The sequence below is a fragment of the uncultured Gemella sp. genome (assembly GCF_963537375.1).
Taxonomy (GTDB): domain Bacteria; phylum Bacillota; class Bacilli; order Staphylococcales; family Gemellaceae; genus Gemella.
Map to the genome: position 1 here is coordinate 15,239 of NZ_CAUTDQ010000014.1, position 15,955 is coordinate 31,193.

Sequence of the window (15,955 nt, forward strand, 5' to 3'; positions counted from 1 at the left end):
AATTATTCTCCATGGAACTCTCTAAAAAAGTTTAAATACTCATTTGCTTCAGTAAGTTGTTTAAATCCAGATGTACGACCTGAAATCCATTCTTTTAATCCTTCCATATCCATCATCTCTTTGTGAGATGGGTTATTATAGTCCATTTTATGTAATACTTCTATGAATTTTTCGAATATAGTTACTTCTAATTCAGGATGTCCAGAGAATATACAATGATCAAAGAAATCAGTTTTTGAGAGAATATTAACTTGATTTTCATCTAAAGTTCCATCAGCTATCCAAGCTTTGTAGTTTAAATCTAACATCCATGTAGCATCAACCTCATCATTTTTTAAAGCAATAGCAGAATCGAGTTCTCCACCAACATGATCTCCATGAAGACCAACTCCAATATCAAAACGTTTTTCTATATAATCTTTTTCAAATTCTAATCCATTTTTGTGAAGATGATTGATTGGAATTAATCTTGCTTGTGGTGAATCGATAGCACCAAATCCAATTGTTTTACCTTTTAAATCGTTAATTGATTCAATATTTTTGTTTGATTTTACTACTAAATAAGAACTGCGATCACGATCGGTATCACGCATAGAGCCATTAAGAGAAGTCCCATTAGTACGTAGATAAGTATCTAACCAAGCTAATGGTGAATTCCATGCAACATCAATTTCTCGAGATAAAAGACCGTCTACTTGTGTTTTATAGTCTTTATAATAAACGGGTTCAATAGGAAAGTTTTCATCCTCAAAGAATTTTGCAATAATTCCCCAAATTACAGTTACTTTTGGATCATAGATTACAGCTCCAACTTTTAATTTTGACATAATATTATTCCTCTTTTCTTATTTGTAATTTTTAAATAAAGGGAGTGACTCAAAAATCGTGATTTCGTAGAAATCGATTTTGACGAGTCACCCCGCAAAGTTTATTAAATATCTAAAAAGCTTTTATAAAGCGAATTTAGATATTAATAAACCACTTCGTCTATAAGTATTCTTATAAACTTTTTTTAAAATCTAAGACTTTTGGGTTAATCCCTTAAAAATTTGATTTCATTAGTAATTATTATGGTAATTGTTGCCCAGTAATTGCTTTTCCTAACCAAATTGTAAGTACGTCAACACTCGGTGCCATAATATGACTTGCGAAAGCATCTCTTAAGTAACGTTCCATATTTCCAACACGGTTATAAGCTTTACCACCACCAACACGCATACCAAGACGAGCTAATTCAATAGCAGCTTCACTAGCGAAAATTCTAGCTGATAAAATTTTTGCTAACATGTCACTTTCTTTAGCTAAGAAACTACGAGCTGCTTCATTTGTTCCTAAAACAGCAGCATTTGTTTGACTGTAAATTTTTGCTAGATGAATTTGAACAGTTTCAATCTCACTTAATGATTTTCCATCAGGATATTTTCTGTTTGTAGTATGAGCTACTGCTTCATCTAGAATAGCTTCACACAATCCACTATAAACGGCAGCAAGTCCTGTAATGAAGTATGTGGCAACAATCGTGAATACTTGATCAACTCCAGAGCCGGCTTTACCTATACGTAGTTCTTTATCTAATTCAACATCATTAATTGCCATTTGACATGAAACATTTCCACGCATACCTAAACCATGCCAAGTAGAAGGTTTGAATTCTAGACCTTTAGAATCTAATGGGAATACCCAGTTATCAATACCACCTTCAACATTAGAAGGAGTAAGTACTAAGTAGTAAGAAGCAAATTCAGCAGAAGTAACCATACTTTTTAGTCCATTAAAAATTACAGAACTATCTTTGAATTCAGTTTTAACATCAGAAATGTAGAAGTGAGTTCCAGTTCCTAATTCACTGTATGCAAGAGCCATAAATTTTTCATTTTCTACAATATCTTTACAAATTTTTGATTTAAGATTATCATCAGCATATGAAAGTACACAATTTAAAGCAACGTTATGCATCATGTAACATAGACCAACTGTCGCACTAGATTTAGCAAATGCACGACAAGTATCTGCATGTTCTTGCATATCTTTTCCTAGTCCACCAAGTTCTCTTGGAATCATAAGTTTGAAATATCCAGCTTTACCTAATTCTCTAAAAACTTCTTCTGGAAATCTTTCTTGTTCATCAATTTCTTTAGCAATAGGGTCAATATATTTTTTTGCAAATTCCCTAGCTTCGTTATAAAATGTTGTCATAATAATGCCTCCTAATATTAATAGAATAGTGCTTTCTACAAAAAATTATATAGCTAAAGTGAAAGTCTGTAAATGCTTTAACTTTTGATATAATAATAACTGTAATCAAATACTTTTTTAAAAATAAATTGAATTATTGTGAAAATTGGCGATATAAACTGTAAACATTTCAACAAAAATATTATATTCTAGAATATAAAATAAAATTCTATTAAATGATATCCGTTATCAATTAATCGAAGTTAATTGGAATGTTCTCTTAAATTTTTAAAAAATAATAATAAAATTTCAGAAAATTATTTACAAAATATAAATATTCTAGTATAATCATTACTTATATAGTTATAATATATTATAAGAAAGGATGAAGAAAATGACAGATTCTAAAATGGAAAGAAAATTACAAGCTCGTCATATTAGTATGATTGCTATAGGCGGATGTATAGGTACAGGATTATTTATGGCAAGTGGAGCAGTTGTAAGTAAAGCAGGTTCTTATGGAGCGGTTATTACTTATGCATTGATTGGAGTTATTATCTACTTTTTAATGGCTTCTATAGGAGAATTAGCGACATTTTATCCTGTTTCTGGTTCTTTTGGAGCCTATGCAACGCGTTTTATTGATCCAGGGGTAGGTTTTGGAGTAGGTTGGTTATTCTGGATTCTATGGATTTTAGTAGCTAGTGTAGATATTATCACATTATCAAAAATACTACATTATTGGGAATTCTTCAGACAGTTTTCAACATTTTCTATTTGTATTGTATTTTTAGTATTATTATATTTATTAAACTTAGTAAGTGTTAAAGTTTTCGGAGAAGTTGAATATTGGATAACAATAATCAAAGTAATGACTGTTGTTGCATTCTTATTAGTTGGTGCTGCAATTATTTTTGGTGCTACTGGAAATAGTGAAGCTGGTATTCATACATTCATCCAAAATGGAGAAAAAACAAGTAGTGCAGGAGCTTTAGGTTTATTTGGGGTATTATCTACAGCAGCATTTTCATTTGGAGGAACTGAGGTAGTAGCTGTTACAGCTGGTGAATCTCCAAATCCAAAAGAAACAATGCCAAAAGCAGTAAGACAAGTGTTTTGGAGAATTTTAATATTCTACATAGCTACGATGATAATTATATCTTCAATAGTTTCAGCAAATGATCCAAGGTTATTAGATACAAACAATGTAACGGCTTCTCCATTTACAATTGTTTTTCAAAATATTGGATTAGAAATAGCGGCAGTAATTATGAATGCCGTAATCTTAACATCAGTATTATCAGCTGCAAACTCAGGTATGTATGTTTCAAGTAGACAATTATTCTCATTAAGTTCACATGATTACGGACCAAAAGTATTTAAGAAATTAAATAGTAATTCAATTCCTGTATTTGCTTTAACAGTATCGGCACTATTTATGATTCTTTGTTTCATTTTTGAAAAACTTAATCCAAGTGGTTACTATATGTTATTATCAATGGTAGGAATTATAGTAATGATTATTTGGATGGTCTCATTAATTTCGCAAATTCGTCTACGTAAGGCAATTGCTAAACAAGGAAAAAAAGCTGAGGATGTATTACCATATACATCAAAAACAGGAATTGTAGGTTCTTACATTGCGTTAATATCATTTGCAACAATAATTTTACTTCAATTAGTTTCAGATTATGCAACTGGTGGTTTTGTAAAAATGTCGTATAACTTAGTTTGTCCAGCGATCGGTGTACTAATGTATTTAACATTTAAAGTAGTTACAAAACGAAAATTTGTAAAACTTGAGGAAATGGATATTCATCCATATAAAGAAAAATAATATTAATATTTACTCTCTCTATCTAAGGATTAAACAATGGTAGAGAGAGTAATTTTTATGTGTTATATTTTTTTATTGATTCGTAAAATGTGGTAAATGATTACGGTTTATGATAAAATTGTACATAAGAAACTTAATGGAGTTGATATTTTGAATATAGGAATTACAGGTAGTATTGCATGTGGAAAAAGTACAGTATCAAATTATCTGAAGGATAAAGGATATACTATAATTGATGCTGATAAATTAGGTCATACTGCATTAACTAGTGATGAAGTAAGAGAAAAACTTGAGAAAAGTTTTGGTTTAAGGATTATTGAGAACAATGAGATAAGCCGTGAAAAATTAGGGAAATTAGTCTTTGGTAATGAGGAAAATTTAAAAATACTTAATAGTATTGTGCATCCTTATATAAGAAAACAAATTTTACAATTACAAGAAAAACATAGCGATGAACGATTAGTTTTTTTAGATATAGCACTCTTGTTTGAAGCTGGATTTGAAGATTTAGTTGAAAAGATATTAGTGGTTCATATAAATGAAAAAGAACAATTAACAAGATTGATGAATCGAAATTCACTTTCTCTTGATTCAGCGATGAGTAGAATAAAAAGCCAAATGAGCTCAAAAGATAAATCAAAGCTGGGTGACTATGTAATTAATAATAGTAACACTAAAGAAGAAACATATGGACAAATAGATTTGATATTAGACGAGTTAGAGAGAGGAGTAATAAAAAATGACGAATGTATTAGAAATTAGTAACTTAGGTGGAGGGTATAATAGAAGAAAAATAATAGATAATGTTAATATCCAAATACCTAAGGGAAGCATAACAGCATTAATAGGTCTTAATGGGGCTGGTAAGAGTACAACAATTAAACATATTTTAGGTTTACTTAGACCTATGGAAGGTGAAATAAAAGTTAATGGAATAACAATTACTGGAAATAATGAAAAATATAGAAAAAGTATCAGTTATATACCAGAATCACCCGTTTTATATGAAGAACTTACCTTAGAAGAACATATTAATCTTACAGCAATGGCTTATGGATTGAATTTGGAAGAAACATGGAAAAGAGCTGAAAAATTATTAGAACTATTTAAATTAAAAGATAAGAAAAAGTTCTTCCCTGTTCATTTTTCAAAAGGTATGAAACAAAAAGTTATGATAATTTGTGCTTTTCTAGTAGAACCAAATCTATACATAATTGATGAACCTTTTTTAGGATTAGATCCTATTGCAATAAATGATTTAATTAACTTGATGTGTGAAAGAAGGGATGCTGGAGCAAGTATTTTAATGTCTACGCATATTCTTGCAACAGCAGAAAAATATTGTGATAACTTTGTAATAATTCACGAAGGAAAAATTTTAGCAAATGGTAATTTAGAACAATTAAGAGCAGAATTTAATATGGCAGGTGCGTCTTTAGATGAAATATATTTATCATTAACAGTGCGAGGAAATAATGAGTAATATAGAAAATATTTTTTCTGACAGACGAAAGAAAGAGCAAGAGTTAAAGTTAACCTATAGTAAGTACATTTTTAATTCGCACCTTATAATGTTTCTTATTATAGTTTTAGGAGCAGCACTTATAAATTATTCGAAATGGATTGCTATTGCAAGTAAAGTAGAATTATACTCAGTTTACATAGCAGCGACTGTTGCCTTTAGTTATTATTTAGTAAGTTCAAAAATTAAAACTCATATTAAAGAAGCGGATGCGGTATTTTTATTACCATTAGAAAAATATTATAGAAAAGTAGGATTAAAAACTGTAATAAATAGTACAGTAATCCATATAATAGCTAGTGTGATATTTTATTTTGTTACCAAACCAATTACTAATCTTATCGGTAATATAGATAGACTAAGTATTTGTATGTTATTAATAGTATTAATTTGGAACAATTTATTAAAATACTTCCAAGTCATTCACTATAAAGAGATAATTTGGACTAAATTATTAATGTTCATTGTAATCTTTATCCAGTTGTTAGTAGTGTTTTTTGATAACATTGTTATTCGTATTATTTACTTAATAAGTATAATTGTATTAGCAGTATTTACATATTATATTATGAAAAATGCTGGGAATAAACTAGATGCTAGAGATCAAGAAAAATATGTTGTGAATTGGAATCAAGCAGCAGATTATGACAAACATCGTATGGAAAGCTATTTAAAGTTTGTAAATATGTTTGTTGATGTTCCATTAAGTGGTGTAAAAGTTGCTAGAAGAAAGTATTTTGATATACTATTACCAAAATTAACAAAAGATAATTTCAAAAAAGAAAATAGTTTTAAATATTATTACTATAGAGTATTTTTAAGACAAGAAAATACAGTCTATCTAGCGTTAAGACTAATGCTCTTAGCCGCTCTAGTTATTTTTAGTTTTAAAAATACATATGTTAGTGGTTTAGCAATAATTTCATACAGTTATTTAACAATAATTCAGCTAGTTCCATTGTACAAGCAAATGAGTAATAATATTTGGCATAGTATTTTACCAGTAAGTGAAGATATTAAAATAAAAAGCTATAAACAATTATTAACTAGTGTCATGATAGTAACTACATTGTTATTAGCGGTAGTATCTATATTATTATCTAGTTTTAGCACAATGAACATCTTAGTAATAATTGGTTCAGTAGTTATAGCTAATATAATATCTAAAATATTTATTGGAAAAGTGAAGTAGAAGGATAGATTATGAAAAATATAGCAATAATAGGAGGAGACTTATCAGGAGTAAGTTGTGCTTATTTTCTTGATAAACTCTCAGGAGTAAACTCAAAAAAGTTTAATATTGATCTAATCGAGAGAGATTTAGAATTTGCAAATGATAGATTCGGAAAGTTTCAGCTTGGACAAGAGATTTATGATAATGGATGGCACAATTCTATTAGTGAACAAGGAGTTTTGTTTTATTTAATGATAGAATTAGGTTTACATAGATATTTAATAAAGAGTGGAGCAACAAAAAAGGTATTTTTTACAAAAGAGGGAATAAAGTATTTACCAGAAAAAATGCTATATGGTCTTCCACTTGATAAAAGAGAATTGTTAATGTCTGATTTATTTACTTTTAAAGAAAAGTTATCTATTTTATATAATATGTATAATACTTTAGAAGACGAGGATATTAAAGAGTTAACAGTTGAAGAGTTTTTTAGAGCTATAGTTAATGAAAAAATCTATGTTAAACTAATAGAACCACTATTGACAAGTTATTATGCTAGTGATATTTCTAAACAAAGTATGGTAAGTTTGATGCCGGAATTATCATTTTTAACGATTCAAAAAGAAGATATCAACAAAGTACTTGAAGAGATGTATGATAGAAATGTAATTGATAATATTACTGTAGGAGCAGAATATCGCTTGAAATTCACATTGAAATCATTTATAGAAACTCTAGAATCAAATTTTTCAGACAAAGTATTTCTAGAACTAAATAGAAAAGTCGAAAAAATTGAAAAAAGAGGAGATAAATATTTAGTTCATTCAAATGGTAGTATTTACTACTATGACTATATAATATTAACATTGAATCAAAAAAATTTCCTACCGTGGTTTAATGATGACGAGAAAATAATTGAATTTTATTCTGATATGAAATATGTTTCTAATATAGTAGTTACGCTTATTTATAAGAGAGATGACTTACACATAAATCGTGAAATTGGAGAAATAATTTTTCCGAAAAATGAAAGTGAATATGTTACGAAGCTAGAATACGTAAGTAATAAATGGATTGATATAAAAATGAGCGGAATTCAAATTGTTAGAGCATATATCAGTAGAGAAGAAGCGGTAAAAAAACTTATAGAAAAAAGCGATAGTGAAATTAAAGAAATTGTTGAAAAAGAAATAATTAAAGTTCATGGTGTAGTAGGAAATGTAAATAAGTACTATGTTAGTAAAGTAAAAGATAACTATCGTTTTTGTTGTAAAAATTATAATAAAAACATTAATGAATTCAATGAATATATGAAAAAAGAATATTCAAATGTTTTTATTATAGGTAAATCAAAAAAAGGAACAACTTTAGAAAACACAGTATTAGAAGCTAAAGAAATAGCAAAAGAAATATTAGAAAGAATATAAAGAAGGGCCGTACAAAGTACGAGGTAAATTAAGATGAAATTTAATACTAATAAATTAGAAGGTGTAATTGTAACACCAATATTTGAAGATGAAAATTATAATAACGAACTTTTAGAATATACAAAAGGGAAAGAATTATTTAAAGGAAAACTTAATGAAATATTTGTAAATTTACCATATAATGGAGAAAAAGAAATATTAATAGGTTTAGGAAAACGTGATGAATTAAAAGAAGATCAAGTGCGTGAGGCATTTTTTAAACTAGTTAAAGTTTTAGCCAAAAATAAAGAATTTGAAGTTCAAGTTACTTTACCAAAAGTAGAAAATATACCTACTAAAAATTTAGTGAATGCAGCAGTAGAAGGATCTTTACACGCAACATATAAATTTGATAAGTATAAATCTGATAGAAAAGACTTCCCAGAAATTACTATTAATTTAACTACTGAAGAACAGTTAGAAAATATAGAAGAAGTAGTTAGTGAAGCATGTGATATAATTGGCGGTGTATTTTTTGCTCGTGATTTAGTTAACGAAAGAGCAGAATATCTATACCCTGAAACACTTGCTAATATTGCAAGTAAGGAATTAACAGCTTTAGGTGTTGAAGTAGAAGTATACGATGAAAAACAATGTGAAGAATTAGGACTAAAAGGATTGTTAGCTGTAGGGCGCGCTTCAGATAAAAAACCAAGATTTATCGTTATGAAGTATTTAAATAACCCAGAAGAAAATGAAGTAGTTGGTTTAGTTGGTAAAGGTGTGACTTATGACACAGGTGGTTATTCAATTAAACAAACAGCAAATAGTATGGACATTATGCACTGTGACATGGGTGGAGCAGGAACAGTAATTGGAACAATGAAGCTAATTGCTACAAGAAAATTAAAAACAAATGTTATTGCTATTGTAGGAGCTTGTGAAAATATGATTTCAGGTGGATCATATAAACCAGGTGATGTTATTTCTACTCTATCAGGAAAAACAGTAGAAGTAGCTAATACAGATGCTGAAGGACGTATTACTCTTGCTGATTCAGTATATTATGCAACTGAAAAACTTAAAGTAAATAAAGTTATAGATTTGGCAACACTTACAGGTGCATGTTTAGTTGCGTTGGCAGAATTCTACACAGGAGCAGTAACGAACAACCAAGAATTTTATAACGAACTAAATAAAGCTGCGAAAGAAGCTGGAGAAAGAGTATGGCAAATGCCAGCTGATGATAGCTTCAGAGAATTAAATAAATCTTCTGTAGCTGATGTGAAAAACACAGGAGGAAGACTTGGAGGAACAATAACTGCAGGATTATTCATAGAAAACTTCGTAGCGAATAATGTTCCATGGATTCACCTAGATATTGCTGGAACAGCATATTTATCAAAAGCGGAAAAATACCTTCCAAAAGGTGCTACAGGAGTACATGTTAAAACATTGTATAACTTATTAAATAAATAATTAAATGATATTTGGAAAGAACTCAAGAAAGGAACTATTCTTTGAGTTCTTTCTTTTTCTAAAAGAGATATAGATAAAGAAATTAGAAAAATAATATTAAAAATTTAAATTTTTACTTGACAAGAAAATACTAAAGGTGTAAAATAATTAACAATAAAACAAAACCTTAGAAAAGAATAGTAATTTGGTAAAAAATTTTTAGCGAGCTAACGTTGGTGTGAGGTTAGTAATTTTTCTAGATGAACGCACTTTTTAGGCAATTATTAAATAATTGGTAACTCTGCCTTAAAGAGATTGAGTGGGTATACTAAATACCAAGAAAAGTGGCAACGCGGAAATGATTTCGTCTTTTTATAGTTTCTTAGGAAATTATAAAAAGACTTTTTTATTTATCTTCGTACCATAATACTGACCATGGACTGTATTTTCTTAGTATTCATATACCAAAAAGAGTGGCACCGCGAAAATTCGTCTCTTTGTAGCTAGATAACTGGCTACAAAGAGATTTTTTATTTATAATTAGTTCTTTTCTAAAAAATATAATATAATAAAGAAAAAGGAGACAAGACAATGAAAAAATTATTATTATTCATTACATCAATCATAACAGTCATAACATTAACAGCATGCTCAAACAGCAGTACAAAAAATAAATTACAAGAAGTTAAAGAAAAAAATAAAATAGTACTGGGAGTATCACCTGACTATCCACCATATGAATTTCTAACAACAGAAAATGGAAATAAAAAAGTAGTAGGTGCTGATATTTACTTAGCAGAACAAGTTTCTAAAAAATTAGGTGTTCAAGTTGAAATTCAACAAATGGCTTTCGATTCATTAATCGCTGCTTTAAATGCAAACAAAGTTGATATGGTAATTTCAGGTGTTAACCCAACTGAGGAAAGAAAAAAAGCAGTTGATTTCTCAGATGTTTATTACACAAGTAAAGGTATTTTTGTAGTAAATAAAGATAGCGAAGAAATTAAATCAGTAGATGATCTTAAAAACAAAAAAATCGGTGTTCAAAAAGGTTCAACTTATGAAACTTATGCTAAAGAACAACTGAAAATGGATGATAAAAATATCCAAGCTTTAACTGACGTACCAAGTTTACTTCAAGATCTTAAAAACAAAAAAATTGATGCAGTATTAATTCCAGATGATGTAGCGAAAATCGCAATGAATAAATATACAGATATCAAAATTAGTACATTTACTGCTGATAACGATCCAGAAGCAACTGGTATGGCAATAGCATTCAAAAAAGGAAAAAATGATAGTAATAAAGAATTATTAGAACAAGTAAATGCAGTAATTAAAGAAATTCAAGATCAAAAAGCATTTGAAAAAGAACTTGATAAATATGCTAAAATTGCTGCACAAAGCGAATAAAAGAGAGGTATAAAATAGAATGTTTGATTTTCTTCCAAATTATTACACAACGTATTTAGAAGCTACGGTAACAACTTTAAAAGTTTCACTTATAGCTTTACTAGTAGGATTAATACTTGGTATTGTAATATGTTTAGCAAAAATTAGTACGTTTAAAGTACTTAATATAATAGCAGCAATTTATGTAGAAGTAATTAGAAATACTCCAATTTTAGTGCAAATTATGATTATCTATTTTGCATTACCGGAAATTGGGATTTCATTTACACCATTTATGTCAGCGATAATTGCTCTTTCAATTAACTCAGGAGCATATGTTAGTGAAATATTCCGTTCTGGAATCTTAGCAATCGACAAAGGTCAAATGGAAGCAGGTCGTTCATTAGGACTTAGTTATTTCCAAACTATGAAATTAATTATTTTACCACAGGCTTTAAAAAATAGTTTACCAGCCTTAGGTAATGAGTTTATTTCATTAGTTAAAGAATCTTCAATAGTTTACTTTGTAGGGGTAGCGGATATTATGTTTACAGCAAACACTGTAAAAAATGCTACATACCAAACATTTGGACCATACTTAGTAGCAGCTGCAATATACTTTATTATTACATCAATATTATCATTATTAGTAAAACGTTTAGAGAAAAAATTAACGAAGTAGGTGAAAAAATTGTTATTACAAATAAAAGATTTACATAAAAAATTCGGAAAATTAGAAGTATTAAAAGGTGTAAATATCAACGTTGAAAAAGGGGAGAAAATTGTAATTCTAGGTTCAAGTGGGAGTGGAAAAAGTACAGCATTACGTTGTGTAAACTTATTAGAAATTCCAACGAGTGGACAAATTTTATATGATGGTGAAGATATCACTAAACAAAATATTAATAAATATAGAAAAAAAGTAGGAATGGTATTTCAAAACTTTAACCTGTTCCCGAATATGAGTGTACTTGAAAATATTACACTTGCACCAAAAACATTCGGTGATGACACTGCTGAAAATATTGAGAAAAAAGCAATTGAGTTATTAAAAAGAGTTGGTTTAGAAGATAAAAAAGATGTTTATCCAAATAGCCTTTCGGGTGGACAAAAACAACGTGTTGCAATTGCACGTGCCTTAGCCAACTCACCAGAAGTGTTACTATTTGACGAACCAACAAGTGCGTTAGATCCAGAAATGGTAAAAGAAGTACTTGATGTTATTAAGGAGTTATCAGAAGAAGGATTAACTATGTTAATAGTTACTCATGAGATGAACTTCGCAAAAGAAGTTGCTGATAAAGTAATATTTATGGATGGAGGAGTAGTTTTAGAAGAAGGAACTCCATCAGAAATATTTGATAATCCAAAAGAAGAAAGAACGAAAGAATTCTTCTCGAAAATATTATAATGTAGACAATATCACTAAGAAATTAAAAGCATTTCTTAGTGATATTTTAATAGCTAAAATTCGATTAGATTTGTATTCAATAGCATGATAACGTTTTAAATTATGTTAACTCTATGATATAATACGTATATATATTTATTCTAAATTATTAAGGATAATTATTTTAAAGGAGGAGAAATTATGACTGTGTTAGAAAGTTTTATAAGCTGGAGCTTAACTCCTATATTCCTTATATTTTTTAATGTAAAAGTACCAGGGGAAAAACATTTTAAAATATGTACGGTGTCATTAATATTTGTAATTTTTCTGAGATTTTTCTTTTTAGATTATCAAGATTTCCCAATTACAAAGATGATATATCTATTTTTAATGCTATATGCCCTACAGTTATTATTAGAATGGGATAAATTATTGAAATTAATGGGAGTTATCCCTGAAAATGAAGAATAAAAATATAGTTCTTTAAACAAAATGCTGTGTCTCTAAGTATTATGTTTAAAGAATTTTATTTTTTTAAACTCGAATCATTAATAGATTAAAAAAAGTCAATGTTCGTATTTATTTAAATAAATTTATGTAAACAAATTAATTTTATGTTTTAGAAATAATTATTCCGTTAATTGAAACGATTGAAATATAAAATAAACTATAGAATATGAACTTTATATCGAAAAAACTCTTGACTTTTATTTTTAAAACATATATTATTATTTATGTGCTTCGGCATTAATAAAAACTAAGGAGAATTTTCTAAATATGTTAGAACGTCTTTTTAAATTAAGAGAAAATAATACGAATGCTAGAACTGAAGTTGTATCTGGTTTAATAACATTTTTCTCTATGAGTTATATTTTAGTAGTAAATCCAGCTGTTTTATCAGCAGCAGGTATTCCATTAGATAGAGTATTTACAGCTACTATCATTGCAATTTTAGTAGGTACTCTGATTATGGCATTAGCAGCGAACTATCCTATAGTAGTAGCACCAGGTATGGGAATTAACTCATATTTTGCAACATTAGCAGCTACATCAGGATATAATTATAAAACATTATTAGCAACATGTTTTATGGGAGCTGTAATTTTTGTAATTTTATCAGCAACTAAGTTTCGTGAGAGTTTAATTGATTCTATTCCGAATAATTTAAAATACGGTATTTCAGCCGCGATTGGTCTATTTATCGCATTTTTAGGACTGAAAAACTCAGCTTTAATTGTTGCAAACCCACATACAATCCTTTCACTAGGTGATTTAAAAAATCCAGTGGCGTATATGACAATTTTAGGTATATTTATTATTTTAGTGCTTCTAGCTCTAGAGATTAAAGGAGCAATATTCATTGGTATGGCAATTATTGCTATTATTTCTTACTTTACAGGAATGTTAAAAGTAGAAAAAGTATTTGGTATTCCTCACATGGATTTAAGTCTTCTTTATAATCCAGCTACTGAAAGTATTAATGCTTTACAATTAGGATTATATGGAATAGTATTTACATTCCTAATGGTTACATTATTTGATACTACAGGAACAATGGTAGCAGTAACAACACAAGCAGGATTAGTAAAAAATGGAAGAATGGAAAGAGCAAAAGAAGCATTATTAGCTGATTCATTCGCGACATTAGCTGCATCGTTATTTGGTAGTACACCAACTTCAGCTTATATTGAATCATCAGCAGGGGTAGCAAATGGAGGTCGTACAGGTCTTACTGCATTATCTACTAGTTTCTTTGTAGTAATATCAATTTTCTTATTCCCGCTTGCAAGTAGCTTAGCAGCAGTTCCAGCGATTACTTCTCCAGCGTTAATTATCATTGGATCATTTATGATGGAAAGTATTGCGAAGATAGAATGGAATGATATAACAGAAGCATTCCCAGCATTTGTTACAATTATTGGTATTCCTTTAACTGGATCTATTAATGATGGTATCGCATTTGGATTTATATTCTATGTAGTATTAAAACTTTCTAAAAAGCAATGGAAAGATATTCACCCATTAATGTATCTTTTTGCAGTATTATTTGTTATCCAACTTCTTTGGTTACATATATAATAAAAAAACGGATTTGAAATTCAATTTCGAATCCGTTTTCAAATTTATACGCATTATTATCTGAAAACGTTATATTATTATTTAAAAAGTATTTGCCTTTTTTTAAAAGGTATAGTATTATAATAATACTATTATAAATTTAAGAAAGGAAAATATTTTATATGAAAAAAGGTTTATTAACTGGATTGTTATTATTTGGTATCTTTTTTGGTGCTGGAAACCTAATCTTTCCACCAACACTTGGAGTAAGTGCAGGAGGAAATTTTTGGCCAGCAATTTTAGGATTTGTTGTATCTGGAGTAGGTATCGCTATCGTTACACTTATCGTAGGTGCACTTAATCCGAATGGTTATGGGGCAGAAATGGATGAAAAAATTTCTCCGCTATTCTCAACAACATATTTAGTTTTACTTTATTTATCAATTGGACCGCTTTTTGCGATTCCAAGAACTGCAGCTACTGCGTTTGATATTGGTGTAGCTCCAGTTGTAGCTGAAAGTAAGTTACCATGGTTATTAATTTTTACGGTAATTTATTTCTTATGTGCGTTTTTATTAGCAGTAAATCCAACTAAGATTTTAAATAGTGTAGGGAAAGTTTTAACACCTATCTTTGCTTTATTAATTGTAGTTTTAGTAATTCTTGGTGTATCTAAATTTAATTCAACAGGAGAAGCAGCTAAAACATATGCAACTAGTGGATTAGCATTCGGTACTGGATTTATCGAAGGTTATAATACTCTTGACGCTCTAGCTTCAGTAGCGTTCTGTATCATCGCGATGAGTGCATTAAAACAATTAGGGTTCAAAGATAAAAAAGAATTTTTATCTAGTGTATGGATCGCTGGTATTGCAACAGGAATTGGATTTAGTATTCTATATGTTGGACTTGGATTATTAGGTAATAGATTTGCAGTACCTGCAGAAGTATTAGCTAATGCTAAAGTTAACAAAGGGGCATACGTACTATCTGAATCAGCTCGTTTAATTTTTGGAACATATGGAAGTGTCTTCTTAGGAATTATGGTAATTCTTACATGTTTCACTACAACAGTAGGATTGATCGTTGCGACTTCAGAATTCTTTAACGAAAAATTCCCACAACTTTCATACAAAGTTTATGCTGTTATCTTCACAATTGTAGGTTTTGCAATTGCAAATGTAGGATTACAAAGTGTTATTCAATTCTCAGTACCAATGCTATTATTCTTATACCCAATTACAATAGCTTTAGTATTAATCGTTATTGTTAACAAATACGTTGCACTATCAAAATTAGGAATGCAACTAACTATGGCAGTAGTGACATTAATCTCTATTGTTTCTGTAATTGGAAGTCAATTAAAAGTTGCTTCATTCAGTAACTTAATCGCAAAACTGCCTTTAGCAGCACAAAGTTTAGAATGGCTAGTACCTGCATTAATTTGTTTAGTAATTGCAGCGGTATTACCAAATAGACAAAAAGGTAAAGTTTACGACTTTAGTGAACTGTAATTTTAGGAATATTAAAAGCATTAGCTCGA

General features: G+C 29.0%; 14 protein-coding genes and 1 other annotated feature. Of the genes, 12 read left to right on the top strand and 2 right to left on the bottom strand.

Going from position 1 to position 15,955, the window contains the following annotated elements:
• Window positions 1-2: 2 nt before the first annotated feature.
• Window positions 3-827 (bottom strand): PhnD/SsuA/transferrin family substrate-binding protein, encoded by an 825-nt coding sequence (locus tag RYK99_RS03945; RefSeq protein ID WP_314990315.1) that lies wholly within the window; start codon window positions 825-827, stop codon window positions 3-5.
• 241 nt (window positions 828-1,068) lie between these two features.
• On the bottom strand, window positions 1,069-2,196 hold the full coding sequence (locus RYK99_RS03950; protein WP_314990318.1) for an acyl-CoA dehydrogenase family protein: 1,128 nt from the start codon (window positions 2,194-2,196) through the stop codon (window positions 1,069-1,071).
• Window positions 2,197-2,569: 373 nt separating this feature from the next.
• On the opposite strand from RYK99_RS03950, the gene RYK99_RS03955 reads away from it, so the two are divergent.
• From RYK99_RS03955 to brnQ, 12 genes are all read left to right on the top strand, one after another.
• Window positions 2,570-4,012 carry an amino acid permease gene (locus RYK99_RS03955; RefSeq protein WP_314990320.1) on the top strand — a complete coding sequence of 481 codons (1,443 nt, stop codon included), beginning with the start codon at window positions 2,570-2,572 and terminating at the stop codon, window positions 4,010-4,012.
• Between the two features lie 150 nt (window positions 4,013-4,162).
• Window positions 4,163-4,774, top strand: coding sequence for a dephospho-CoA kinase (gene coaE, locus RYK99_RS03960; RefSeq protein ID WP_314990322.1), 612 nt, complete (start codon window positions 4,163-4,165; stop codon window positions 4,772-4,774).
• Window positions 4,752-5,495 carry an ABC transporter ATP-binding protein gene (locus RYK99_RS03965; RefSeq protein ID WP_314990324.1) on the top strand — a complete coding sequence of 248 codons (744 nt, stop codon included), beginning with the start codon at window positions 4,752-4,754 and terminating at the stop codon, window positions 5,493-5,495. The genes coaE and RYK99_RS03965 overlap by 23 nt, the downstream gene beginning before the upstream one ends.
• On the top strand, window positions 5,488-6,726 hold the full coding sequence (locus tag RYK99_RS03970) for an ABC transporter permease (protein ID WP_314990325.1): 1,239 nt from the start codon (window positions 5,488-5,490) through the stop codon (window positions 6,724-6,726). The genes RYK99_RS03965 and RYK99_RS03970 overlap by 8 nt, the downstream gene beginning before the upstream one ends.
• Before the next feature lie 11 nt (window positions 6,727-6,737).
• The gene (locus tag RYK99_RS03975; protein WP_314990327.1) at window positions 6,738-8,135 is read left to right on the top strand and encodes an FAD-dependent oxidoreductase; all 1,398 of its coding nucleotides are present in this window, start codon (window positions 6,738-6,740) and stop codon (window positions 8,133-8,135) included.
• 33 nt (window positions 8,136-8,168) lie between these two features.
• The gene (locus tag RYK99_RS03980; protein ID WP_314990331.1) at window positions 8,169-9,593 is read left to right on the top strand and encodes a leucyl aminopeptidase; all 1,425 of its coding nucleotides are present in this window, start codon (window positions 8,169-8,171) and stop codon (window positions 9,591-9,593) included.
• A 158-nt stretch (window positions 9,594-9,751) separates the two neighbouring features.
• Window positions 9,752-9,947, top strand: a binding site (T-box leader).
• A gap of 216 nt (window positions 9,948-10,163) precedes the next feature.
• Window positions 10,164-10,985, top strand: a complete 822-nt coding sequence (locus tag RYK99_RS03985) for a transporter substrate-binding domain-containing protein (protein WP_314990333.1) — start codon at window positions 10,164-10,166, stop codon at window positions 10,983-10,985.
• A 19-nt stretch (window positions 10,986-11,004) separates the two neighbouring features.
• A complete protein-coding gene (locus RYK99_RS03990; protein ID WP_314990335.1) occupies window positions 11,005-11,646 on the top strand; it encodes an amino acid ABC transporter permease in 642 nt (213 codons plus the stop codon).
• 9 nt (window positions 11,647-11,655) lie between these two features.
• The gene (locus tag RYK99_RS03995; RefSeq protein ID WP_314990337.1) at window positions 11,656-12,375 is read left to right on the top strand and encodes an amino acid ABC transporter ATP-binding protein; all 720 of its coding nucleotides are present in this window, start codon (window positions 11,656-11,658) and stop codon (window positions 12,373-12,375) included.
• 180 nt (window positions 12,376-12,555) lie between these two features.
• Entirely contained in the window at window positions 12,556-12,825 is a 270-nt protein-coding gene (locus RYK99_RS04000) for a hypothetical protein (protein ID WP_314990339.1), read from the top strand.
• Between the two features lie 306 nt (window positions 12,826-13,131).
• The gene (locus tag RYK99_RS04005; protein ID WP_003145806.1) at window positions 13,132-14,433 is read left to right on the top strand and encodes an NCS2 family permease; all 1,302 of its coding nucleotides are present in this window, start codon (window positions 13,132-13,134) and stop codon (window positions 14,431-14,433) included.
• A gap of 161 nt (window positions 14,434-14,594) precedes the next feature.
• On the top strand, window positions 14,595-15,926 hold the full coding sequence (gene brnQ, locus RYK99_RS04010) for a branched-chain amino acid transport system II carrier protein (RefSeq protein ID WP_314990342.1): 1,332 nt from the start codon (window positions 14,595-14,597) through the stop codon (window positions 15,924-15,926).
• Window positions 15,927-15,955: the final 29 nt, after the last annotated feature.

Excerpts from the sequence above, each read along its gene's own strand:
- RYK99_RS03945 (WP_314990315.1), bottom strand. The coding sequence starts at position 827 with ATGTCAAAATTAAAAGTTGGAGCTGTAATCTATGATCCAAAAGTAACT.
- RYK99_RS03950 (WP_314990318.1), bottom strand. The coding sequence starts at position 2,196 with ATGACAACATTTTATAACGAAGCTAGGGAATTTGCAAAAAAATATATT.
- RYK99_RS03955 (WP_314990320.1), top strand. The coding sequence starts at position 2,570 with ATGACAGATTCTAAAATGGAAAGAAAATTACAAGCTCGTCATATTAGT.
- RYK99_RS03965 (WP_314990324.1), top strand. The coding sequence starts at position 4,752 with ATGACGAATGTATTAGAAATTAGTAACTTAGGTGGAGGGTATAATAGA.
- RYK99_RS03970 (WP_314990325.1), top strand. The coding sequence starts at position 5,488 with ATGAGTAATATAGAAAATATTTTTTCTGACAGACGAAAGAAAGAGCAA.
- RYK99_RS03975 (WP_314990327.1), top strand. The coding sequence starts at position 6,738 with ATGAAAAATATAGCAATAATAGGAGGAGACTTATCAGGAGTAAGTTGT.
- RYK99_RS03980 (WP_314990331.1), top strand. The coding sequence starts at position 8,169 with ATGAAATTTAATACTAATAAATTAGAAGGTGTAATTGTAACACCAATA.
- RYK99_RS03985 (WP_314990333.1), top strand. The coding sequence starts at position 10,164 with ATGAAAAAATTATTATTATTCATTACATCAATCATAACAGTCATAACA.
- RYK99_RS03990 (WP_314990335.1), top strand. The coding sequence starts at position 11,005 with ATGTTTGATTTTCTTCCAAATTATTACACAACGTATTTAGAAGCTACG.
- RYK99_RS04000 (WP_314990339.1), top strand. The coding sequence starts at position 12,556 with ATGACTGTGTTAGAAAGTTTTATAAGCTGGAGCTTAACTCCTATATTC.
- RYK99_RS04005 (WP_003145806.1), top strand. The coding sequence starts at position 13,132 with ATGTTAGAACGTCTTTTTAAATTAAGAGAAAATAATACGAATGCTAGA.
- brnQ (WP_314990342.1), top strand. The coding sequence starts at position 14,595 with ATGAAAAAAGGTTTATTAACTGGATTGTTATTATTTGGTATCTTTTTT.